We start from the raw sequence: 21851 nt of genomic DNA on the forward strand, positions 1-21851 counted from the left end.
TCACGTCGTGTGGCGGCGGGCGCGCAGGGCCAGGCTCAGTGCCAGGACGGCCTGCGGGTCGTCCAGATCGGTGCCGAGCAGTTCACCGATGCGGGCCAGCCGGTTGTACAGCGTCTGGCGGTTCAGATGCAGTTCGCGCGCCGTCTCCGCCTTGCGGCCCGCATGGGCCAGATACGTCTCCAGGGTGGGCAGCAGCGGCGGGCGCGAGGTGCGGTCGTGATCGCGCAGCGGGCCGATCGCCCGCTCGACGAACGCCGCCAGATCCGGATGGTCCCGCAGCCGCCACAGCAGCAGGTCGATGTCGAGCCGCCGTGCGTCGTACCAGGGCCGGTCGCCGAGCCCCTGCGCCGCCGTGGCGGTCTCCGCCGCGTGCCGCAGCCCCGCGCCGGCCGCCGCCCAGCCGCCCGCCACCCCGACCACCACGACGGGGGGATGGGAACCCGCCCGCTCCAGACCGGCCCGCTCCACCCCGGCCCGCAGCGCCGCGGCGACCCGGTCGGCCACCGCCGTACGCTCCGTCTCCGTACGCAGCCCCAGCAGCAGCGGCACCCGGCCCTCCACCGGCCGCACCCCGAGCAGCACCGGCACCCCCACCGAGGACAGCTCCTCCAGGACCGCGCGCGCCAGCAGCGCCCAGTTCCCGGAGGGGGAGAGCTCCGGGGCCAGCCGCATCACCACGGGCAGCAGCGGCATCTCGCCCGGCTTGAAGCCCAGCACGCGGGCCTGCGCCGGTGCGTCCTCGGGGGCGATGCGGCCCTCCGCGAGGTCGGTGAGGAAGTCACCGCGGCCGCGCGCCGCGAGCTCCTCCTCCTGACGGGCCTGCATCAGCACCACAGCGAGGATGCCCGCCGCCCGTTCAGCCGCCATCCGGTGCACCGGCACCAGTGGCCCGTCCACCGCCAGCAGGACCAGCCTGGCCCGCACCGAGCCGGTCCCCGGACCACCCCCCGGCACATCCACCAGCACCGCGCCGACGGGGGGCGACTCGCGGGCGGCCCGGCCGCCGCGCATCCCGTCCCAGACCTGGAGCGGATCGGGGGAGACCGGGCCCGACCCGGTGCCCGCCGCGTACAGCAGCTGGCCGTCCGCCGTCTCCAGGAAGACCGGGTTGGCCGTGAAATCCGCCAGGATGCCGAGCACCTGGGGCACCCCGCCGCCACCGAGCAGCGCCTGGGTGCAGCGTCGGTGGACCTCCTCGGCCTGTTGCAGGAGCGCGTAGTGACCGTTGACGATCTCGGTGTGGATCTCCTCCGTCACCGTCACGAACGGCACCTCGCGGTGCAGCTGGACCAGTGGCAGCCCGGCCGCGCGGGCGGCGTCCACGATCGAGGACGGCAGCCTGCTGAAGCGCGGACCGAGCTCCACTACGAGGGCGGCGATACCGCGGTCGGCGAGCCGTCGGACGAACGCGCGCTGTTCGGCAGGGCGGGTGCCGAGGCCCAGGCCGGTGGTGAGGAGCAGTTCGCCGCCCTTGAGCAGCGACGCGATGTTGGGGACCTCGCCCGCGTGCACCCAGCGCACGGTACGGCCGAGCCGGTCGGCTCCGGTCACCACCTCGGGGAGTCCGCTGCGCAGCCCCGGCAGCTCAAGGGCTCGCTGCACGGTGATGCCGCCTTGGGTCTCCACTGGCTCTGGCCTCGCGTTTCGCGTCTGTCGGACCGGGCGGTCGCACGATTGCGGTCGCCCTGATCAGGAAGGTACCGGCCCGGGGCCCCCGGGGCTCCGTCGGGGCGGTACGCCGTTGACAGGGTCCGGACCCGCTGCGATCTTGAAGATCCTGTACCCGGACGAGTGGGGAACCATGGGTAGCGATGTGTCGCCGCACGACGAGGCCCTGCCCGGTCCGCTGGTCGGCGCCGACTGGCTCGCCGGACGGCTCGGCTCCCCGGGGCTTCTGGTGCTCGATGCCTCCGTCGGCGCGCACCGGGAGGCCGCGCAGCGGATCGTGGGGGCGCGGCCGTTCGACATCGACGGCGCGCTCTCCGACCCCGCGGGAGCGCTGCCCCACACCATGCCCGACGCCGGCCGGTTCACGGAGGAGCTGCGCTCGCTGGGCCTCCACGACGGCGACACGGTCGTGGTCTACGACGCGGTGGGCGTCTACTCCAGTGCCCGGGCCTGGTGGATGTTCCGTGCGATGGGCTTCGACCGGGTCGCGGTGCTCGACGGGGGCCTGCCCGGCTGGGCGGCTGCCGGACTGCCGACGGAGGACGGCGCATCGCCCGTCCCCGCGGAGCGCGGTGACTTCACCGCCAGGCCGCGCGCGGGACTGTTCGTGGGCGCCGACGCGGTGGCGGCGGCCCTCACCGACCCGGCGTCCGCCGTCTTCGACGCCCGGTCCCGGGAACGCTTTGGCGGTACGGCCCCCGAGCCGCGTGCGGGCCTGCGAGGCGGCCATATGCCCGGGGCGGTCAGCCTGCCCTTCGGCGAGATCCAGCACGAGGGCCGGATGCGCCCGGAGGCGGAACTGCGGGCCGCGTTCCGAGACCTGGCGCAGGACCGGGAGCGGCTGTTCTTCAGCTGCGGATCGGGTGTCACCGCCTGCGTGCTGACGTTGGGCGCCGCGCTGGCCGGGTACCGCGACCTGGCGGTGTACGACGGCTCCTGGAGCGAGTGGGGGCTGCCCTCGGGGCGGCGCCCGGTCGTGACGGGCCAGGAGACGGAGTCCTCCCGAGCTTGAAGCCGAAGCGGCCCCGTGCAGCGGCGGGATGCGCGGGTGTGCGCGGGTGGCACCCCCCGACGTCGCCGGCCTCGCTGCCGAGGGCGAGCAGCGAGGCCGCTCCTGCCTGTCGTCTCGCCCCGGTCGTGCCAGGGAACCAGGATGAGCTGTCTGCCGATGACCCGGCAGCGGCGCTGCGGTGAGCCGCCCGGCCCACCGCGACACCTCCCGCCGCGGCCCGTCAGCCCACGTACGCCCCGCTTGCCGTCAGCCGCAGTGCCGTGTCGATCAGCGGCACATGGCTGAACGCCTGCGGGAAGTTCCCCACCTGGCGCTGCAGCCGCGAGTCCCACTCCTCGGCCAGCAGGCCCAGGTCGTTACGGAGGGACAGCAGGCGCTCGAAGAGCTGGCGGGCCTCGTCGACCCGGCCGATCATCGCCAGGTCGTCCGCCAGCCAGAACGAACACGCCAGGAACGCGCCCTCGTCGCCCTCCAGACCGTCCACACCGGCGTTCTCGCCCGTGGTGGGGTAGCGGAGCACGAAGCCGTCCTCGGTGGACAGCTCCCGCTGGATCGCCTCGATCGTGCCGATGACCCGCTTGTCGTCGGGCGGCAGGAACCCCATCTGGGGGATCAGCAGCAGGGAGGCGTCCAGTTCCTTCGACCCGTAGGACTGGGTGAAGGTGTTGCGCTCCTTGTCGTAGCCCCGATCGCAGACGTCGCGGTGGATGTCGTCGCGCAGCTCGCGCCACTTCTCCAGCGGCCCGTCCGTGTCGCCGGACTCGATCAGCTTGATGGTCCGGTCGACCGCGACCCAGGCCATCACCTTGGAGTGCACGAAGTGCCGGCGCGGCCCGCGTACCTCCCAGATGCCCTCGTCCGGTTCGTCCCAGTGGTTCTCCAGGTACTCGATCAGCTTGAGCTGGAGACCGGTCGCGTAGTCGTTACGGGTCAGCCCCGTCATGTGCGCCAGGTGCAGGGCCTCGGTGACCTCGCCGTACACGTCCAGCTGGAGCTGGCCCGCGGCGCCGTTGCCGACGCGGACCGGGCCGGAGTTCTCGTAACCGGGCAGCCAGTCCAGCTCGGCCTCGCCCAGCTCCCGCTCGCCGGCGATGCCGTACATGATCTGGAGGTTCTCGGGGTCGCCCGCGACCGCCCGCAGCAGCCACTCGCGCCAGGCACGGGCCTCCTCGCGGTAGCCGGTGCGCAGGAGCGAGGAGAGAGTGATCGCGGCGTCGCGCAGCCAGGTGTAGCGGTAGTCCCAGTTGCGCGAACCGCCGATGTCCTCCGGGAGGGAGGTGGTCGGCGCGGCGACGATGCCGCCGGTCGGCGCGTACGTCAGGGCCTTCAGGGTGATCAGCGAGCGGACCACGGCCTCGCGGTAGGGGCCGTGGTACGTGCACTGGGCGACCCACTCGCGCCAGAAGTCCGCGGTGGCCTCCAGCGAGCCCTCCGGGTCCGGGAGCGCGGGCGGCTCGCGGTGGGAGGGCTGCCAGCTGATGGTGAACGCGATCCGGTCACCGGGGGCGACGGTGAAGTCGGAGTACGTCGTCAGGTTCTCGCCGAAGGTCTCGGCGGGGGTGTCCAGCCAGACCGAGTCCGGGCCCGCGACAGCGACCGTGCGGCCGTCCACCTTGTGCACCCACGGGGTGACGCGCCCGTAGCTGAACCGCATCCGCAGCTCCGAGCGCATCGGCACCCGGCCGCTGATTCCCTCCACGATCCGGATCAGCTGGGGCGCGCCGTCGCGTGGCGGCATGAAGTCGGTCACTCTGACCGTGCCGCGCGGCGTGTCCCATTCCGATTCCAGGATCAGTGAGTCCCCGCGATAGCGGCGACGGTCCGCCTGCGGCGGTTCCGCGCCCTCCGCGCGAGCCGGTCCCAGGCGCCAGAAGCCATGCTCCTCGGTACCCAGCAGTCCCGCGAAGACGGCGTGTGAGTCGAAGCGGGGCAGGCACAGCCAGTCGGCCGTGCCGTCCCGGCAGACCAGGGCGGCGGTCTGCATGTCTCCGATGAGTGCGTAATCCTCGATGCGCCCGGCCACGTGCGTCTCCAGTCGAACGGCCATGTCGCCCCGTGGGGCGCTTACTGCGGGTCAAGAGGTCGTTGCAGGGGGTTGATGTGGGGGAACCTGCGAGCTCATACCTCGCCCGGAGCGAGTGTCCGAGCAGGATACGACGCACCTGGGTGATCCGCGCGACGCTCTTGGCAACAGAGGTGAGCTGAACGGGTGGGGCGTGAGAGACATGCGGTGATCCCGTGTGCGGGATGTGCCGGGAGTGGCCGGAAGCAGGCTCCCCTCGTCGCTGTTACCCTGGTAGCCCGTGGACCGGTGGTCGTCGGCAACAGCAGACGAGGCCCCCGAACCGCAGCGACGGCACCTCCGGATCAGCCGGATGGGAATGCCGGTACGCACCTCACGATCGCGACCACGGGAGCCCCCTTTGGCTATGCAGCCCACATCCACGACGACCAAGCACATCTTCGTCACCGGGGGTGTCGCCTCTTCCCTCGGCAAGGGTCTGACTGCCTCCAGCCTCGGTGCCCTGCTCAAGGCGCGCGGCCTTCGGGTCACCATGCAGAAGCTCGACCCGTACCTGAACGTCGACCCGGGCACGATGAACCCCTTCCAGCACGGCGAGGTGTTCGTCACCAACGACGGCGCCGAGACCGACCTGGACATCGGCCACTACGAGCGCTTCCTCGACGTGGACCTCGACGGCTCCGCCAACGTCACCACCGGCCAGGTCTACTCGACGGTCATCGCCAAGGAGCGGCGCGGCGAGTACCTCGGTGACACGGTGCAGGTCATCCCGCACATCACCAACGAGATCAAGCACCGCATCCGCCGCATGGCCACCGACGACGTCGACGTCGTCATCACCGAGGTCGGCGGCACGGTCGGCGACATCGAGTCGCTGCCGTTCCTGGAGACCGTCCGCCAGGTCCGCCACGAGGTCGGCCGGGACAACGTCTTCGTCGTGCACATCTCGCTGCTGCCCTACATCGGCCCGTCCGGCGAGCTCAAGACCAAGCCCACCCAGCACTCGGTGGCGGCTCTTCGCAACATCGGTATCCAGCCGGACGCCATCGTGCTGCGCGCAGACCGCGACGTACCGACCGCCATCAAGCGCAAGATCTCGCTGATGTGCGACGTCGACGAGGCGGCCGTGGTGGCCTGCCCGGACGCCAAGTCGATCTACGACATCCCGAAGGTGCTGCACTCCGAGGGCCTGGACGCCTACGTCGTGCGCAAGCTCGACCTGCCGTTCCGCGACGTCGACTGGACCACCTGGGGGGATCTGCTGGACCGCGTCCACAACCCCGACCACGAGGTCACGGTCGCGCTGGTCGGCAAGTACATCGACCTGCCCGACGCCTATCTCTCGGTCACCGAGGCCATCCGGGCCGGCGGCTTCGCCAACAAGGCCCGTGTCAAGGTCAAGTGGGTCGCGTCCGACGACTGCAAGACCCCGGCCGGTGCCAAGAAGCAGCTCGGCGACGTCGACGCCATCTGCATCCCGGGCGGTTTCGGCGAGCGCGGCGTCATCGGCAAGGTCGGCGCCATCCAGTACGCCCGCGAGAACAAGGTGCCGCTGCTCGGCCTCTGCCTGGGCCTGCAGTGCATCGTGATCGAGGCGGCGCGCAACCTCGCCGAGATCCCCGACGCCAACTCCACCGAGTTCGACGCGGCCACCTCCCACCCCGTCATCTCGACGATGGAGGAGCAGCTGGCGTACGTCGAGGGTGCGGGCGACCTGGGCGGCACCATGCGGCTCGGCCTGTACCCGGCGAAGCTCGCCGAGGGCTCGCTGGTCCGTGAGGCCTACGACGGCCAGCCGTACGTGGACGAGCGCCACCGTCACCGCTACGAGGTCAACAACGCCTACCGCGCCGAGCTGGAGAAGAAGGCCGGTCTGGTCTTCTCCGGCACCTCCCCGGACAACAAGCTCGTCGAGTACGTCGAGTACCCGCGCGAGGTCCACCCCTACCTGGTCGCCACCCAGGCACACCCGGAGCTGCGCTCCCGCCCGACCCGCCCGCACCCGCTCTTCGCGGGCCTGGTGAAGGCGGCCGTCGCGCGCAAGACGGGCGCCACGCCGGGCAAGTAACGGCATCCCCGCAGGCGTTACGGTTGACCGGGGTACGCATCCTTCGAGGACGCGTACCCCGGTCACTGTTTTTTGTGGGAGGACGTAGATGGGTTTCCAGGACACGCCCGAGGAATGGCCGGTCACCGCGACCGAGACTCCGTTCCGGGGCAACAAGACCAGCGTCCGTACCGATGACGTGGAGATGCCCGACGGCACGATCGCGCGCCGCGACTATCAGGTCCACCCCGGCTCGGTCGCCGTGCTGGCACTCGACCACGAGGACCGCGTCCTCGTGCTGCGCCAGTACCGCCACCCGGTGCGCCACAAGCTCTGGGAGATTCCGGCCGGACTCCTCGACGTACCCGGTGAGAACCCGCTGCACGCCGCGCAGCGCGAGCTCTACGAGGAGGCGTACGTCAAGGCCGAGGACTGGCGGGTGCTGACCGACGTCTTCACGACGCCCGGCGGCTGCGACGAGGCTGTACGCATCTTCCTCGCCCGGAACATCTCCGAGGCGGACGGGGAGCGCTTCGAGGTCTCCGAGGAGGAGGCCGACATGGAGCTGGCCCGGGTTCCGCTCCAGGATCTCGTGCGGGGTGTCCTCGCCGGAGACCTGCACAACAGCTGCCTGGTGGTGGGGGTGCTCGCGCTCGCGGCGGTACTCGCGGGCGACGGGACCGACTCGCTGCGGCCCGCGGAGGCGCCCTGGCCCGCCCGGCCGTTCGAGGCCTGACGACACGTCGGGAATGCCGGGAGGGAGACGCTCGCGCGGCCCCCTGCGGGTGCTCCCTCGCAGCCCCCGGTCGGAAAACATGCTGATCCGATCGGGGGACCTCCCCGCCGCGCTCCACCCGATTCGCCCACTCGCCTGAACTACGCTCGGAATGCCCTGACCGGAGTCCCGGCGGGCGACGCGTGCAGCGAAGTGGAGCGTGGCCCGTGACGGATCAGGCGGTGGACACCAGCGGCCCGGCCGAGGCAGCGGGGACCGAGGAGCCGGCCGCCGTCGAACCACCCCGATTCTTCGGGCGCGAGCGCGAGTTGAAGGAACTGCGGGCCGATATCGAACGGGCCGGACTGGACACCATGGCCGGTCGCAAGAGCGGCCGGGCCAGGGTCCTGCTCATCGCGGGCCGCCCCGGTTCAGGCCGTACCGCACTGGCCGGGGAACTCACCCGGCGGCTGCTCGGGACGGGCGAGTACCCCGACGGGCTGATCCGCGTCCGGCTCACCGAACCCGGTGGCACCCCCGTCCCCGCCGAACGCGCCGCGCGCGAACTCCTGGGCGGGCTGGACGTGGCCGGCCCACCCGGCGCGGACGCGGACGAACTGTCCGAGATGGTCCGCGAGGCGCTCGCCGTGCGCCGCGTCCTGCTCCTGTTCGACGACGCCTCCGACGCCGAACAGGTCGACCCGCTGCTGCCGGACAATCCGGACTGTCTCGTCATCGCCACCGCTCAGGGCCCGCTGACAGGCATCTCCGGCGTCCGCCCCTGCACCATCGGTGGCCTGGACGCGGGCTCCGCCGTCGAGCTGCTCGCCGGTGTGATCGGCCAGGTCAGGATCACCGTCGACCCGCTGACGGCGGAGGCCCTGGCGGAGGAGTGCGGGGGGCAGCCCGCCGCACTGCTCATGATCGGGGGCTGGCTGGCCACCCATCCGACGGCCTCGGTTGCCGACGTCACCAAACAGCTGAGGGAACTGCCGGACGACACCGAGCAGCCCACCGGCGCCCGCCCGCTGGCCCGCGCCTTCCGGCTGGTCCACGACTCGCTGCCGCCGACCGCCGCCCGGATACTGCGGCTGCTCTCCCTCGCCCCGGCCGGGCTCGCCGACGCCCACACCGCGTCGGCGCTCGCCGGCTGTTCCGTCTCGGCAGCCCGGACCACCCTCGACGACTTCGTGCGGCTGGGGCTGCTGCGGAGCGACGGTGCCGAGGAGCCGCAGTACGAGGTACCCGGCTGCCTCGCGGCGCTGCTGCGGGCGTTGCTGGAGGACCGGGACCGCCCGGCCGAGATCCAGCTCGCCCAGGCCCGGATGCTGGAGCGCACCGTGCGGCTGCTCCAGTCCTGCCGCGCGGTCACCGAACCCGAGGGCTCCCCGGCCCGGCGCAAGCTTGCCGGGCTGCCGCGCTCCTTGCGGTTCCCCGGCCCCGAGGCGGCCGCCGCCTGGCTGCGGATCCGCAGGCCCGCACTGGTCGCCTCCGCCCGGATCGCCGTCGGGGACGGTGAACTCGACACCCTGGCAAGGCGGTTGGTGGCCGCTCTGGTACGGGCGCTGGCCGTGCACGAAGGCACCGAGGCGGCCGCGCCCGACCTCTACGGACTGCACGGTCTGGTGCTGGCCGTCGCGGAGCGGCGCGATCTGCCCCGGGAGCGGGCGGCCGCGCTGCTCAACCTCGCCGATCTGGACGCCGGGACCGGCCGGACCCGGGAGGCGCTGGCCCGCTACCGGGCCGCGCTGGATGCCGGACGGGCGGCGAAGGACCAGTACGCCACCGGCCGCGCGATGGAATCCGTAGGCGGTGCCTATGCCGAGCTCGGCGACTTCCACCGGGCCGCCGACTGGTACGGCCGGGCGCTCGCGCAGCGGCTCACCCAGGGCGAACGGGCCGACGAGGCGCGGCTCTACGGGAGGCTCGGCACCGTCCACACCTACGCGGGCCGGTACGGCGAGGCGCTGCGGAACTGGCGGGCGGCGGCGGCCGGCTACCGCAGGCTCGGCGATGTGCCCGCCCAGGCGCGGGCGCTGAGTGAGGTCGCCCGGGTCCAGGAGTACGCGGGCCGTCCGCAGGAGTCGCTGCAGACCTGCCGGGAGGCCGTGGAGTGGGCGCGCCAGGCCAAGGACCTGCGGCTGCAGGCCGCGCTGGAGCTCCGGCTGGCCGACACCCTCGACCGCCTCGGCGACCCCGCAGCCGCGGGGCTGCACAGGGGTGCGGCCGAGAGATTGCTGGGTGAGGAGAGCGCAGCCTACGAAATCCGTAGTGCTACGACAGAAAATTAATGCTTTGTAAGGCTAGACAGGGAGAAGCCCTTCATTAGACTGGCTCTGCCGCGGGTGTTCGCGGTGTCTCCATTTACGCTGCGTCTATCCGGGTATGTATAGCTATGTCCGGGTAACCCTCTGAGCCAAGGACCGTGATCGACGTGAAGGTCGGCATCCCCCGCGAAGTCAAGAACAACGAGTTCCGCGTGGCGATCACGCCTGCCGGTGTGCACGAGCTCGTCCGTCACGGCCACCAGGTCGTCGTCGAGGAGAACGCCGGGGCCGGCTCCTCCATCACGGACGAGGAGTACGTCGCCGCCGGGGCGCAGATCCTGCCCACCGCCGACGAGGTCTGGGCCACCGCGGACCTGCTGCTCAAGGTCAAGGAGCCGGTTGCCGAGGAGTACCACCGCCTCCGCAAGGACCAGACCCTCTTCACCTACCTGCACCTCGCCGCCTCCCGCGCGTGCACGGACGCCCTTCTGGAGTCCGGCACCACGGCCATCGCCTACGAGACCGTCGAGACCGCGAACCGCGCGCTGCCGCTGCTCGCCCCGATGTCCGAGGTCGCGGGCCGGCTGGCCCCGCAGGTCGGCGCGTACCACCTGATGCGTTCGGTCGGTGGCCGCGGCGTGCTGCCCGGCGGTGTCCCGGGCACGGCGGCCGGCAGGGCCGTCGTCATCGGCGGCGGTGTCTCCGGCTGGAACGCCACGCAGATCGCCGTCGGTCTCGGCTTTCACGTCACGCTGCTCGACAAGGACATCAACAAGCTTCGCGAGGCCGACAAGATCTTCGGCACCAAGGTGCAGACCGTCGTCTCCAACGCCTTCGAACTGGAGAAGGCCGTCATCGAGGCGGACCTCGTCGTCGGTGCCGTGCTGATCCCCGGCGCGAAGGCCCCGAAGCTGGTCACCAACGAGCTCGTCGCCAAGATGAAGCCCGGAAGTGTACTTGTCGACATTGCAATTGATCAGGGCGGCTGCTTCGAGGACTCGCACCCGACGACGCACGCCGAACCGACCTTCATGGTTCACGACTCGGTCTTCTACTGCGTCGCGAACATGCCCGGCGCGGTCCCGAACACCTCCACGTACGCCCTCACCAACGCGACGCTGCCCTACATCGTGGAGCTCGCGAACCGTGGCTGGGCCGAGGCGCTGCGCCGCGACGCCGCACTCGCCAAGGGCCTCAACACCCATGACGGGCAGGTCGTTTACCGCGAGGTGGCCGAGGCGCACGGCCTCGACCACGTCGAACTGAGCACGCTTCTCGGCTGACGGGTCAACACCGTTCGTCAACCTCACGCGTCCGGCCGGACCTTGCCGAGCAAGGTCCGGCCGGACGCGTGTCGGGCCTCCCCGGGGCCGCGCGCAACTCGTCTCGAAGGTAACCCTTTAACCGATTCGTGCACCTGTGAAAAGTGCGCCCAGGAGGCTGCGCGCCCTTGACAGCGGGGTGTTCGATTGCCGACACATCGGGCCGGGTCCGGCGGATTGTGTTGCTGCGGACCGGTGACACGCCATAGAGTCGCCAATCGTCGGCATGGTGCCACGCTGACCTATCGATAAGTTTCCTGGTCATGTCCAAGGAGGTAAGACGACTTGTGAATGAGTCGACATTTACTCCCGGGGGTGTTCATCCAGGGATGCCGGCGCGGGGCCAGAGCCCGAACGGGCTGGAGGCTGTCGGCTCCGTCGCTGTCCGCACCTTCGCCACCCACCAGCACATGACGACAGCCCCCCAGATGATGGACGGCCTACACGTGAACGCCATGGCCGGCAACGAGAGTGGCCGGGACACCGCCCACTTCGCCGACTTCGATGCAGCGCCCCAGGGGCACTTCTACGACCCGGACGCCGAGTACGAGCCCGATCCGGAGTACGCGGCCACCCTCGCGCCCGACGCCGCCCGGCAGCGCCGCGAGCGGATCGGCCCGACGGGCCGGCCCCTGCCCTACTTCCCGATCCCGGGCCCGCTGACCGATCACGGTCCCGCGAAGATCATCGCGATGTGCAACCAGAAGGGCGGCGTCGGCAAGACCACGTCGACCATCAACCTGGGTGCCGCGCTCGCGGAGTACGGCCGGCGTGTCCTGCTCGTCGACTTCGACCCGCAGGGAGCCCTGTCGGTCGGCCTCGGCGTCAACCCGATGGAGCTCGACCTCACCGTCTACAACCTGCTCATGGAGCGGGGCATGGCGGCCGACGAGGTCCTCCTGAAGACCGCAGTGCCCAACATGGACCTGCTGCCGAGCAACATCGACCTGTCGGCCGCCGAGGTTCAGCTGGTCAGCGAGGTCGCCCGCGAGTCCACGCTCCAGCGCGCCCTGAAGCCGCTGATGGCCGACTACGACTACATCGTGATCGACTGTCAGCCCTCGCTCGGCCTGCTCACGGTGAACGCGCTGACCGCCGCGCACAAGGTGATAGTGCCGCTCGAGTGCGAGTTCTTCGCGCTGCGCGGTGTGGCGCTGCTCACCGAGACCATCGAGAAGGTCCAGGAGCGGCTCAACCCGGACCTGGAGCTCGACGGCATCCTCGCCACCATGTACGACTCCCGTACGGTGCACAGCCGCGAGGTCCTCGCGCGCGTCGTCGAGGCATTCGACGATCACGTCTACCACACGGTCATCGGGCGCACGGTCCGCTTCCCGGAGACCACGGTCGCCGGTGAGCCCATCACCACGTACGCCTCCAACTCGGTCGGTGCCGCCGCCTATCGCCAGCTCGCCAGGGAGGTGCTCGCCCGGTGTCACGCCGAGTGAGTCTGCCCGGGGCCGACGAACTGTTCCGTACCACCGGGGGGATGGGGCTGCAGTCCTCGTCCCCCGCGGAGCGGCGGCGCAAGGCGAACGGCGAGGCCCGGGTACCGGCTCCGGCCGGCGAGGGGGATTCCGGGGACAGCACGTCGGGGGAGGGCTCCGAAGCCTCCGCGGGCGCGGCCCCCTCCTCGCAGGAGCACTCCGCGGCGGACGCCGACGCCAACGCCGGCGGCTCGCGCAGCCGCGGCGGTGAGAACGACCGCGTCGCGGTGGCCGCACAGGCCGGGCGCCGCCCGCAGCCGCCGTCCTCGCAGGAGCCGGTTCCCGCCCCTGTCGTGCAGCAGCAGCGCAGACGCGGTGGCGGGCGCGGGGCGAACCGCAGGCCCAGTGGCCGGGAGCGCCACGACGAGAAGATCACGGTCTATGTCTCCGCCGAGGAGCTGATGGACCTCGAACACGCGCGGCTCGTGCTGCGCGGCGAGCACGGCCTGGCCGTCGACCGCGGGCGCATCGTCCGTGAGGCCGTCGCCGTGGTCCTCGCGGACCTGGAGTCGCGGGGCGACGCGAGCATCCTCGTACGGCGGCTGCGCGGCCGCTGAGCGGTGCGGCGCCGGTAGCCTGCCCGGAGGGCGGCCGCCGGCCGAGCGGTGCGGCCTGTCCCGTCCCGTACGGGCCGCCGCCCGCCGCCCGTGTCCCGTCGCACCCTGGATCTCCATGCCTCCTCCCGACCAGTCCGCCCGTACCTCCCGCCGCCCCCTGGGCCGCGGGCCGGGCGGTGGACCCGTGTCCGGGGGCGGACCGGGCGGGGGGGATGTCTTCCCGGTTCCGGTGGTGGACGGGGCTCCGGTCGGGGACGGGGCTCCGGCGGTCCCGGCGGGTCCGGTGGTGGACAATGCCCCGGCGGTCCCTGTGGCCCCGGCGGGGGACAACGCCCCGGCGGTCCCGGTGGCCCCGGTGGCCCCGGCCCCTGCTCCCGACGACGGGCGTTTCACCGTCCGGCTGGCGAACTTCGAGGGGCCGTTCGATCTGCTGCTCCAGCTGATCTCCAAGCACAAGCTGGATGTGACCGAGGTCGCCCTGTCCAAGGTCACCGACGAGTTCATGGTGCACATCCGGGCCATGGGACCGGACTGGGACCTCGACCAGACCACCGAGTTCCTCGTGGTCGCCGCGACCCTCCTCGATCTGAAGGCGGCCCGGCTGCTGCCCGTCGCCGAGGTGGAGGACGAGGGTGACCTGGCGCTGCTGGAGGCCAGGGACCTGCTCTTCGCGCGGCTGCTGCAGTACCGCGCGTACAAGCGCATCGCCGAGATCTTCAGTGCCCGCCTCGAATCGGAGGGCCGGCGCTTTCCTCGTACCGTCGGGCTGGAACCGCACCACGCCGAGCTGCTGCCCGACGTCGTCATCAGCATCGGGGCCGAGGGCTTCGCCCGGCTCGCCGTGAAGGCGATGCAGCCGAAGCCCAGACCGCAGGTCTACATCGACCACATCCACGCCCCCCTGGTCAGTGTGCGCGAGCAGGCCGGAATCATGGTGGAGCGGCTGCGGGAAGTGGGGGAGATCAGCTTCCGGGAGCTGGCCGAGGACGCCCCGGACACCCTCACCGTCGTCGCACGGTTCCTCGCCCTGCTGGAGCTCTACCGGGAGAAGGCCGTCGCCCTGGACCAGGACGAGGCGCTCGGCGAGCTCATGGTGCGCTGGGCCGGGGGAGAGGGAGCCGGGCCCACCGTGACGGACGAGTTCGACCAGGAGGCACAGGACGTGCGCGACGCGCAGCAGGACGTGACGGCGCAGGACGTGAAGGCACAGGACGTGCGCGGCCCGCAGCAGGACGTGACGGCATGAGCGAGCAGGACGTCACCGGCTCCGCCGTCGCGGACCTCGATCTCAAGCCCGCGCTGGAGGCCGTCCTCATGGTCGTCGACGAGCCCGCGACCGAGGAGCATCTGGCCAAAGTGCTGGAGCGGCCCCGGCGGGCCGTCGCCGACGCGCTGCGGGAACTGGCCGACGAGTACACCGTCCAGCGCCGCGGTTTCGACCTCAGGCTCGTCGCGGGCGGCTGGCGCTTCTACACGCGCCCGGAGTACGCGGCGGCGGTCGAGGGCTTCGTCCTGGACGGGCAGCACGCCCGTCTGACGCAGGCGGCTCTGGAGACCCTGGCGGTGGTCGCGTACCGGCAGCCGGTGAGCCGGTCGAGAGTCTCGGCGGTGCGAGGCGTGAACTGTGACGGGGTCATGCGGACCCTGCTGCAGAGGGGTCTGGTCGAGGAAGCGGGCGCGGAACCCGAAACAGGTGCGATCCTGTACAGGACGACGAACTACTTTCTGGAGCGAATGGGCCTGCGTGGCCTGGACGAGCTCCCGGAGCTCGCGCCCTTCCTCCCCGAGGCGGACGCGATCGAGGCTGAGACGCTAGAGGGTGTGCCGTCGTTCGATCCGGACGCACCGGACACCCCGGATACTCACGCACACGACAAGACGGAATTTTGATGCGAAGCAGTGGCAGGAACAGCGGCAGCAGCGGCGCCGGCGGCAGGAGCGGCGGCAGCAGCGGCGCCGGCGGCAGGAGCGGTGGCAACAGCGGCGGCGGCGCCAGGAGCGGCGGCAGCGGCGGCGGCAGGAGCAGCAGGAACAACACCGGCACGGGCAGGAACAGCAACCCGAATGCCCGGACCCCCGGCTCCGGGCGCGATGACAATCAGGAGCAGCGCGCCCGCCGTCCCCGCCCCGAGGAGCGCCGCTACGACGTCGGCAACGACAAGCCGGGCGGCGACGGCGGCACCCGCAAGGGCCGCGGCGAGGCCGCCCGCGGCGGTGCCAAGGGCGGTCCGAAGGCGGCGTCGAGTGGCTCCAGGGGCGGCGGCCGGCGTGCCCCGTACGGCTCCCCGGCCCGCTCGCGCGAGCTCGACGCCAAGATCGAGCAGCGCAACCGTGACAGGTACGCGGACAAGCCCGAGATCAAGACGCCCAAGACCCACCCGGGCGCCGAGCAGGAGGGCGAGCGGCTGCAGAAGGTCCTCGCCCGGGCAGGCATGGGCTCGCGCCGTGCGTGCGAGGAGCTGATCGAGCAGTCCCGCGTCGAGGTGAACGGCGAGATCGTCGTCGAGCAGGGCAAGCGCGTCGACGTGCACAAGGACGAGATCAAGGTCGACGGCCTGACGGTGGCCACCCAGTCGTACCTCTTCTTCGCGCTGAACAAGCCGGCCGGTGTCGTCTCCTCCATGGAGGACCCGGACGGCCGTCAGTGCCTCGGCGACTACGTCACCAACCGTGAGACGCGTCTCTTCCACGTCGGCCGGCTGGACACCGAGACCGAGGGCATCATCATGCTCACCAACCACGGCGAGCTGGCCCACCGTCTCACCCACCCGAAGTACGGCGTGAAGAAGACCTACCTCGCGGCCATCCAGGGCCCGCTCCCGCGCGACCTGGGCAAGCGGCTCAAGGACGGCATCCAGCTGGAGGACGGGTACGCCCGCGCCGACCACTTCCGCGTGGTCGAGAACACCGGCAAGAACTACCTCGTCGAGGTGACCCTCCACGAGGGCCGCAAGCACATCGTCCGCCGGATGCTGGCCGAGGCCGGCTTCCCCGTCGAGCGGCTCGTGCGTACGTCGTTCGGGCCGATCCCGCTGGGCGACCAGAAGTCGGGCTGGCTGCGCCGGCTCACCAACACCGAAGTGGGCATGCTGATGCGTGAGGTCGGTCTGTAGACCACCCGCACACCGCTCACGGCCCGCGGCCGGTTCCTGGATTTCGATTTTCGAACAGGAATCGGCCGCGGGCCTTTTGCTGTCCCCGTTCTGCCTTTATAGTCAGAGTGACTATTAAGGAGGCGGGCGTGAGTCTCGCGGATGTACTCGATCCCCTGCAGCAACCCCTGATGACGGTTCTGGACACCCCGGTCAGCTGGACCGAGGTGCTGGGCTTCGGCAGCGGAGCGCTGTGCGTCTGGCTCGTGGCCCGCCAGCACCTCGCCAACTGGCCGATCGGCATCGCCAACAACGTCTTCTTCATCCTGCTGTTCGCCCAGTCCGGTCTGTACGCGGACGCGGGCCTCCAGATCGTCTTCATCGCCCTTGCCGCGTACGGCTGGTGGACCTGGACCCACGGGGGTGGACCAGGGACGGACGGCCTGCCGGTGCGGCGCACCACCCGCACCGAGTGGACCGGGCTGCTCGCGGCAGGGGTGGTGGGGACCCTCGCACTGACCGTCCTGCTCGACCGGGCCACTGACTCGACGGTGCCCTTCTGGGACGCGCTGACGACCGCCCTGTCGCTCGCGGCGACGTACGGGCAGTGCAGAAAACTCGTGGAGTCGTGGTGGCTGTGGATCGCCGCCGACGTGGTCTACATCCCGCTGTACGCGTACAAGGAGCTCTATCTGACCTCGCTGCTGTACGCCGGCTTCCTGACGCTGTGCCTGATCGGCCTGCGCAACTGGAGGCGGGATCTCACCGTTCGGCACCCGGAGCCCGTGGAGGCCCAGGCATGAAGCGCTTCGCACACGGGCTGGTGCTCGGGAAGTTCTACCCGCCGCACGCCGGCCACCACCACCTCGTCCGTACGGCCCGGGACCGCTGCGAGCGGCTGACCGTGCTGGTCTGCGCCGCCTCGGTGGAATCCGTGCCGCTGGCGGACCGGGTCGCCTGGATGCGCGAGGTGCACCCGGACGTGACGGTGGTGGGCGCCGTCGACGACACCCCGATGGATCTCCACGACCCGGCGATCTGGGACGCCCACATGGCCGTCTTCACCGCGGCCGTGCCCGAGCCCGTGGACGCCGTCTTCACCTCGGAGTCGTACGGGGACGAACTCGCCCGCCGCTTCGGCGCCGAGTCCGTCTGCGTGGACCCCGGCCGCACGGTCTTCCCGGTCTCCGGCACTGCCGTCCGCGCGGACCCGGCCGGCTGCTGGGACTTCCTCGAACCCCCGGTCCGGGCGGCGCTCACCCGCCGCGTCGTCGTCCTCGGCGCCGAGTCCACCGGCACCACCACCCTGGCCCGCGACCTCGCCGCCTATTACCGGCGGCGCGGCGGCATCTGGGCGCACACCGGCTACGTCGCCGAGTACGGGCGCGAGTTCAGCGAGCAGAAGCTCGCCGCGCTGCGTGCCCGGTGGCCAGAGGCCCAGTGGGAGGACGTCTCCTTCACCACTCACGACTTCCCCCTCATCGCCGAGACCCAGAACGCCCGCGAGGAGGCCGCCGCCCGCACCGGCTCCCCGCTGCTCGTGTGCGACACGGACTCCTTCGCCACGACCGTGTGGCACGAGCGGTACGTCGGAGGCCGCAACCCCCTGGTCGAGCGGACCGCCGACCGGGTCACCCACCACCTGTGGCTGCTCACCGACCACGAGGGCGTCGCCTTCGAGGACGACGGACTGCGCGACGGCGAGGAGCTGCGGCCCTGGATGACCGACCGCTTCCGGGCCGAACTCGCCCGTACCGGAAGGACATTCACCGAGATCACCGGCAGCCGCCAGGACCGTCTGACCGCAGCCGTCACGGCTGTCGACGCCCTGCTCGCCACCGGCTGGGACTTCGCCGCCCCCCTCCCGGAGCGACGATGAGTGCCGCCGGCCCCGAGGGCTACGACCCGCACGCCTTCGAACCCTTCGCCGTCACCGTCGACCTCGCCGTCTTCACGGTCCGCGAGTCACGGCTGCACGTCCTGCTCGTCGAACGCGGCGAGGACCCGTACAAGGGCCACTGGGCGCTGCCCGGCGGCTTCGTGCTGCCCCGGGAGTCCGCCGGGACCGCGGCGCGCAGGGAACTGGCCGAGGAGACCGGACTGACCGAGGACACCGTCTCGGCCCTCCACCTGGAGCAGTTGCGCACCTACAGCGACCCGGACCGCGACCCGAGGATGCGGGTCGTCTCCGTCGCCTACGCCGCGCTCGTCCCCGATCTGCCCGAACCGCGCGGCGGCGGCGACGCGGCCAGCGCCCAGTGGTGGGACGCCGGGCGGCTCGGCGCGCTCGCCTTCGACCACGACCTCATCCTCGCCGACGCCCGCGCCAGGATCGGCGCCAGACTCGAGTACACCTGCCTGGCCACCGCGTTCTGTCCGCCGGAGTTCACCCTGGGAGAGCTCCAGCAGGTGTACGAGACGGTCTGGGGCGTCGAGCTGGACCGGCCCAACTTCCGGCGCAAGGTCCTTGCCACGCCCGGCTTCGTCCAGGCCTCGGAAGGATCACCGCGCCGCACCGGCGGCCGGGGGAAACCGGCCGCCCTGTACCGGGCGGGTGCCGCGACCGCCCTGCACCCCCCACTGCTGCGACCGGAAGGAAGAAGCACATGATCGTGACCAGGACCCTCACCAAACAGGCCGCCACCGGCGCGCTCACCGGGCTCGCGCTCGGCGACGCACTGGGCTTCCCGACCGAGTTCAACAACGTCCCCTCGATCCTCGCCAAGTGTGGGCCGTGGCGCCAGATGCGGCTGCCGAAGCCGGCGATCGTCACCGACGACACCCAGATGACCCTGGCCCTCGGACGCGGAATCCGCACCGCCATGGACCGCGGACTGCTCACCCCGCTGCGCCTCGTACGGCCGGTGCGCGACGAGTTCGTCGACTGGTACCACTCGCCCGACAACAACCGCGCCCCCGGCCGCACCTGCATGACCGCCTGCCGGATGCTCGACAGCGACCGGATCTGGCAGGAGGCCAGCCAGACCGGCTCCAAGGGCTGCGGCGCCAACATGCGCGTCGCGCCCGTCGGGCTCGTCCCCGGCCTGAGTGAGGAACAGCGCGCCGGCGCCGCCCAGCTCCAGGCCGCGCTCACCCACGGACACCCGACCGCACTCGCCGCGTCCGACCTGATGGCCCGCGCGGTCCACCTGCTGGCGCAGGGCGCGGAGCCGATGGGCCTGATCGGGCAGCTGCGCAGCTACGCCTACGAGAACAGCGGCCGCTACCTCACGCGCTGGCTCGGGGACCTCTGGCGCTACGCGGGCGACTCCTCCCCGGAGCTGTACATCCAGCGCGGCTGGGACGAGTGCCTCACCGCCCTGGCCCGGGTCCAGGACGCCCTGCGCCACCCGTCCCCGGAGACCGACCCCTGCGAGAGCACCGGCGACGGCTGGATCGCCGAGGAGGCCCTCGCCACGGCCCTGCACTGCTTCCTGCTCTTCCCCGACGAACCCGTCACCGCCCTGCGCAGGGCCGCCTGCACCCGGGGCGACTCGGACTCCCTCGGCTGCCTGACCGGCGCCCTGGCAGGAGCGCACCTCGGCTCGGCGGCCTGGCCCAAGGAATGGTCCGAGCGGATCGAGTACCGGAGCGATCTCCTGTCGCTGGGGGCGCTCTGGGACGCTTGAGCCATGCCTACGGACACCATGCACCTCCAGCACGCCGGGCTGCCGGTCACCGACCTCGGCCCGGTCCTCGCCGGTGAACGCCACCCGCTGCTGTTCGCCACGGTCTCCGGGGCGCATCTGTACGGATTTCCCTCCCGGGACTCGGATGTGGACCTGCGGGGGGTCCACGTCCTGCCCGTGGAGGATCTCCTCGGGCTCCGGGAGCCCGAGGAGACGTGCTCGCGGATGTGGGACAGCGACGGCGTGGAGATGGACCTCGTCACCCATGACCTCCGCAAGTTCGTCCGCCTGATGCTGAAGCCGAACGGCTACGTCCTGGAGCAGCTGCTCTCGCCCCTGGTCGTCCACACGACCGCCCTGCACCGGGAACTGGTGGCGCTCGCGCCCGGCGTCCTCACCAGCAACCACGCCCACCACTACCGCGGATTCGCCAGCACCCAGTGGCGCCTCTTCGAGAGGACCGGCGAACTGAAGCCGCTGCTCTACACCTTCCGGGCGCTGCTCACGGGTATCCATCTGATGCGCAGCGGCGAGGTGCTGGCCCATCTGCCGTCCCTCCTCGCCCGGGTGGAGGCGCCGGCCTGCCTCCCCGGCCTGATCACGGCCAAGGCCGAGGCCGAGCACGGGGGCGCGGAGGGCGTGGACCGGGCGGAGGCGGCCCGGGACGTCGAGTCGCTGCACCGGGTGCTCGACGCAGCGCAGGCGGACACGGGGCTGCCGGACGGGCCGAGCGGGTTCGACGCGCTCCACGAACTGGTGGTGCGGGCGCGTCTCGCCCCGGCCTCGGCCGGCTGAGCCGCGCCGCCTCTTCCCGGCCTCAGCCGGCCGAACCGTCCCCGGCAGGCAACCCGGCCAGCGCCGACGCCTGCCGGGTGCGGATCAGGAAGTCCTCGATCCGTGCCCGGTCCGGCTCCGCCGGCAGCGGGGAGGCGGCGGCCGCCTCGTCGTTCTCCTCGGCCAGCCTCGCCATGCGCCGCTCCACCTCCGGCCAGGGCACCTCGCCCCGCCTGACCGCCAGCAGGTCCTCGCGGTCCGCCCCTGCGTCGATCGTGAGCTCTCCCGTAAGCAGCAGTTCCCGGCCGCTCGCCAGCAGCCGCAGCAGATGCATGGCGTGCTTCCAGCGCGGTGCCCCGTACTGGCGTACGTCCGCGTCCAGCTTCCTGCGCTGGCCCAGCGCGTAGCGGACGAAGGTTCCGTGGGCCTGCCGGGACAGGAACGCCCCGCGCAGCGAGAGGAGTTCACGGCCGGTCGCGTCGATCCGCTCCACCAGGGGCGAGTGCAGGCACTCCAGCACATTGGGGTTGGCCCGCAGGGCCAGTTCGCAGAAGCGTTCCAGCTCCCAGGAGAACTGCTCAGCGTCCGGTCCCTCGACATGGGCCGGAGGCTTGTCGAACCGCCAGAACAACGGGGTCGGCGCAAGGAAGACCCCCCGCCGGTCGGTGTCGCTGCCGTCCGTGGCGAGCCCGAAGGCGCGCGAGCCCATCACGCAGGAGTAGACCGTGTGGTCGCGTACCAGCGCCTCGTCGGAGGGAGTGATCATGCGGGGGAGGGTACGCGAGAGCCCGCCGGCCCCTGCCCGGGGCGGGGCTCCGGAGCTCCGAGGACCCATCGATTTCCTGTACAGTTGTCCAGGAAGTCGATACGGAAGGTCGTCAGGTCGCTCACCATGCAGACAGCAGCCCAGGTGCTGGTCGCGCTCGTCGCGCTGATCCACGCCTATTTCCTGGTCCTCGAAATGTTCCTCTGGGACACCCCGCGCGGCCGCAAGGTCTTCGCCACGACACCGGAGTTCTCCCGGGAGAGCGCGCCGCTGGCCGCGAACCAGGGGCTCTACAACGGATTCATGGCCGCCGGGCTCGTCTGGAGCCTGATCGCCGGTGACCCCGTCGCCCGCCCGGCGCAGATCTTCTTCCTCTGCTGCCTCGTCGTGGCCGGGGTGTACGGCGCGGCCACCGTCAGCCGGAAGATCCTCTTCGTGCAGGCGGTTCCTGCCGGGGCGGCCCTCGTGCTCGTCCTGACGGCGGGCTGAGCG

General features: G+C 71.6%; 19 protein-coding genes. 16 read left to right on the plus strand and 3 right to left on the minus strand.

Annotation, left to right across the window (positions count from 1 at the left end; all coding sequences use genetic code 11):
- A complete protein-coding gene (locus tag ACIOEW_RS34215) occupies window positions 1–1626 on the minus strand; it encodes a PucR family transcriptional regulator (RefSeq protein WP_401968783.1) in 1626 nt (541 codons plus the stop codon).
- 175 nt (window positions 1627–1801) lie between these two features.
- Between ACIOEW_RS34215 and ACIOEW_RS34220 the strand changes: the two genes are divergently transcribed.
- Window positions 1802–2680 carry a sulfurtransferase gene (locus tag ACIOEW_RS34220; RefSeq protein WP_401968989.1) on the plus strand — a complete coding sequence of 293 codons (879 nt, stop codon included), beginning with the start codon at window positions 1802–1804 and terminating at the stop codon, window positions 2678–2680.
- A gap of 220 nt (window positions 2681–2900) precedes the next feature.
- On the opposite strand, the gene ACIOEW_RS34225 is transcribed toward ACIOEW_RS34220, so the two are convergent.
- Window positions 2901–4703 (minus strand): glycoside hydrolase family 15 protein, encoded by a 1803-nt coding sequence (locus ACIOEW_RS34225; protein ID WP_362556961.1) that lies wholly within the window; start codon window positions 4701–4703, stop codon window positions 2901–2903.
- A 406-nt stretch (window positions 4704–5109) separates the two neighbouring features.
- On the opposite strand from ACIOEW_RS34225, the gene ACIOEW_RS34230 reads away from it, so the two are divergent.
- The 14 genes from ACIOEW_RS34230 to ACIOEW_RS34295 all read left to right on the plus strand — a co-directional run bounded on the left by ACIOEW_RS34230 (window position 5110) and on the right by ACIOEW_RS34295 (window position 20614).
- The gene (locus ACIOEW_RS34230) at window positions 5110–6771 is read left to right on the plus strand and encodes a CTP synthase (protein WP_362556916.1); all 1662 of its coding nucleotides are present in this window, start codon (window positions 5110–5112) and stop codon (window positions 6769–6771) included.
- 88 nt (window positions 6772–6859) lie between these two features.
- On the plus strand, window positions 6860–7486 hold the full coding sequence (locus ACIOEW_RS34235; RefSeq protein ID WP_362556918.1) for an NUDIX hydrolase: 627 nt from the start codon (window positions 6860–6862) through the stop codon (window positions 7484–7486).
- Between the two features lie 206 nt (window positions 7487–7692).
- Complete coding sequence (locus tag ACIOEW_RS34240) at window positions 7693–9756, plus strand: tetratricopeptide repeat protein (RefSeq protein WP_401968786.1); 2064 nt, start codon at window positions 7693–7695, stop codon at window positions 9754–9756.
- Between the two features lie 143 nt (window positions 9757–9899).
- Entirely contained in the window at window positions 9900–11015 is a 1116-nt protein-coding gene (gene ald, locus ACIOEW_RS34245) for an alanine dehydrogenase (RefSeq protein ID WP_362556963.1), read from the plus strand.
- A gap of 368 nt (window positions 11016–11383) precedes the next feature.
- Window positions 11384–12502, plus strand: a complete 1119-nt coding sequence (locus ACIOEW_RS34250; RefSeq protein ID WP_362556922.1) for a ParA family protein — start codon at window positions 11384–11386, stop codon at window positions 12500–12502.
- On the plus strand, window positions 12499–13098 hold the full coding sequence (locus ACIOEW_RS34255) for a hypothetical protein (protein ID WP_401968992.1): 600 nt from the start codon (window positions 12499–12501) through the stop codon (window positions 13096–13098). Before ACIOEW_RS34250 ends, ACIOEW_RS34255 begins: the two co-directional genes overlap by 4 nt.
- Before the next feature lie 115 nt (window positions 13099–13213).
- A complete protein-coding gene (locus ACIOEW_RS34260) occupies window positions 13214–14344 on the plus strand; it encodes a segregation and condensation protein A (protein WP_401968788.1) in 1131 nt (376 codons plus the stop codon).
- Window positions 14341–14988, plus strand: a complete 648-nt coding sequence (gene scpB, locus ACIOEW_RS34265; RefSeq protein WP_136328129.1) for an SMC-Scp complex subunit ScpB — start codon at window positions 14341–14343, stop codon at window positions 14986–14988. Before ACIOEW_RS34260 ends, scpB begins: the two co-directional genes overlap by 4 nt.
- Entirely contained in the window at window positions 14988–16211 is a 1224-nt protein-coding gene (locus ACIOEW_RS34270; RefSeq protein WP_401968789.1) for a pseudouridine synthase, read from the plus strand. The genes scpB and ACIOEW_RS34270 overlap by 1 nt, the downstream gene beginning before the upstream one ends.
- Window positions 16212–16339: 128 nt before the next feature.
- The gene (pnuC, locus tag ACIOEW_RS34275; RefSeq protein WP_401968791.1) at window positions 16340–16993 is read left to right on the plus strand and encodes a nicotinamide riboside transporter PnuC; all 654 of its coding nucleotides are present in this window, start codon (window positions 16340–16342) and stop codon (window positions 16991–16993) included.
- Window positions 16990–18069 carry an AAA family ATPase gene (locus ACIOEW_RS34280; RefSeq protein ID WP_401968792.1) on the plus strand — a complete coding sequence of 360 codons (1080 nt, stop codon included), beginning with the start codon at window positions 16990–16992 and terminating at the stop codon, window positions 18067–18069. The genes pnuC and ACIOEW_RS34280 overlap by 4 nt, the downstream gene beginning before the upstream one ends.
- On the plus strand, window positions 18066–18800 hold the full coding sequence (locus ACIOEW_RS34285; protein WP_362556931.1) for an NUDIX domain-containing protein: 735 nt from the start codon (window positions 18066–18068) through the stop codon (window positions 18798–18800). The genes ACIOEW_RS34280 and ACIOEW_RS34285 overlap by 4 nt, the downstream gene beginning before the upstream one ends.
- Complete coding sequence (locus ACIOEW_RS34290; protein WP_401968794.1) at window positions 18797–19819, plus strand: ADP-ribosylglycohydrolase family protein; 1023 nt, start codon at window positions 18797–18799, stop codon at window positions 19817–19819. The genes ACIOEW_RS34285 and ACIOEW_RS34290 overlap by 4 nt, the downstream gene beginning before the upstream one ends.
- A 3-nt stretch (window positions 19820–19822) precedes the next feature.
- Window positions 19823–20614: a DNA polymerase beta superfamily protein gene (locus ACIOEW_RS34295; RefSeq protein WP_401968795.1), complete on the plus strand. Its 792-nt coding sequence runs from the start codon at window positions 19823–19825 to the stop codon at window positions 20612–20614.
- 22 nt (window positions 20615–20636) lie between these two features.
- Here ACIOEW_RS34295 and ACIOEW_RS34300 read toward each other — a convergent pair whose 3' ends face one another.
- Window positions 20637–21359 carry a DNA polymerase beta superfamily protein gene (locus ACIOEW_RS34300; protein ID WP_401968797.1) on the minus strand — a complete coding sequence of 241 codons (723 nt, stop codon included), beginning with the start codon at window positions 21357–21359 and terminating at the stop codon, window positions 20637–20639.
- Between the two features lie 126 nt (window positions 21360–21485).
- Between ACIOEW_RS34300 and ACIOEW_RS34305 the strand changes: the two genes are divergently transcribed.
- Window positions 21486–21848: a DUF1304 domain-containing protein gene (locus ACIOEW_RS34305; protein WP_401968799.1), complete on the plus strand. Its 363-nt coding sequence runs from the start codon at window positions 21486–21488 to the stop codon at window positions 21846–21848.
- The last annotated feature ends 3 nt before the right edge of the window (window positions 21849–21851 follow it).

The sequence above is a fragment of the Streptomyces sp. NPDC087901 genome (genome assembly GCF_044742205.1).
GTDB lineage: Bacteria > Actinomycetota > Actinomycetes > Streptomycetales > Streptomycetaceae > Streptomyces.

Excerpts from the sequence above, each read along its gene's own strand:
- ACIOEW_RS34250 (WP_362556922.1), top strand. The coding sequence starts at position 11,384 with ATGCCGGCGCGGGGCCAGAGCCCGAACGGGCTGGAGGCTGTCGGCTCC.
- ACIOEW_RS34230 (WP_362556916.1), top strand. The coding sequence starts at position 5,110 with ATGCAGCCCACATCCACGACGACCAAGCACATCTTCGTCACCGGGGGT.
- ACIOEW_RS34235 (WP_362556918.1), top strand. The coding sequence starts at position 6,860 with ATGGGTTTCCAGGACACGCCCGAGGAATGGCCGGTCACCGCGACCGAG.
- scpB (WP_136328129.1), top strand. The coding sequence starts at position 14,341 with ATGAGCGAGCAGGACGTCACCGGCTCCGCCGTCGCGGACCTCGATCTC.
- ACIOEW_RS34260 (WP_401968788.1), top strand. The coding sequence starts at position 13,214 with ATGCCTCCTCCCGACCAGTCCGCCCGTACCTCCCGCCGCCCCCTGGGC.
- ACIOEW_RS34295 (WP_401968795.1), top strand. The coding sequence starts at position 19,823 with ATGCCTACGGACACCATGCACCTCCAGCACGCCGGGCTGCCGGTCACC.
- ACIOEW_RS34290 (WP_401968794.1), top strand. The coding sequence starts at position 18,797 with ATGATCGTGACCAGGACCCTCACCAAACAGGCCGCCACCGGCGCGCTC.
- ACIOEW_RS34220 (WP_401968989.1), top strand. The coding sequence starts at position 1,802 with ATGGGTAGCGATGTGTCGCCGCACGACGAGGCCCTGCCCGGTCCGCTG.
- ACIOEW_RS34285 (WP_362556931.1), top strand. The coding sequence starts at position 18,066 with ATGAGTGCCGCCGGCCCCGAGGGCTACGACCCGCACGCCTTCGAACCC.
- ACIOEW_RS34300 (WP_401968797.1), bottom strand. The coding sequence starts at position 21,359 with ATGATCACTCCCTCCGACGAGGCGCTGGTACGCGACCACACGGTCTAC.
- ACIOEW_RS34280 (WP_401968792.1), top strand. The coding sequence starts at position 16,990 with ATGAAGCGCTTCGCACACGGGCTGGTGCTCGGGAAGTTCTACCCGCCG.
- ACIOEW_RS34305 (WP_401968799.1), top strand. The coding sequence starts at position 21,486 with ATGCAGACAGCAGCCCAGGTGCTGGTCGCGCTCGTCGCGCTGATCCAC.
- ACIOEW_RS34270 (WP_401968789.1), top strand. The coding sequence starts at position 14,988 with ATGCGAAGCAGTGGCAGGAACAGCGGCAGCAGCGGCGCCGGCGGCAGG.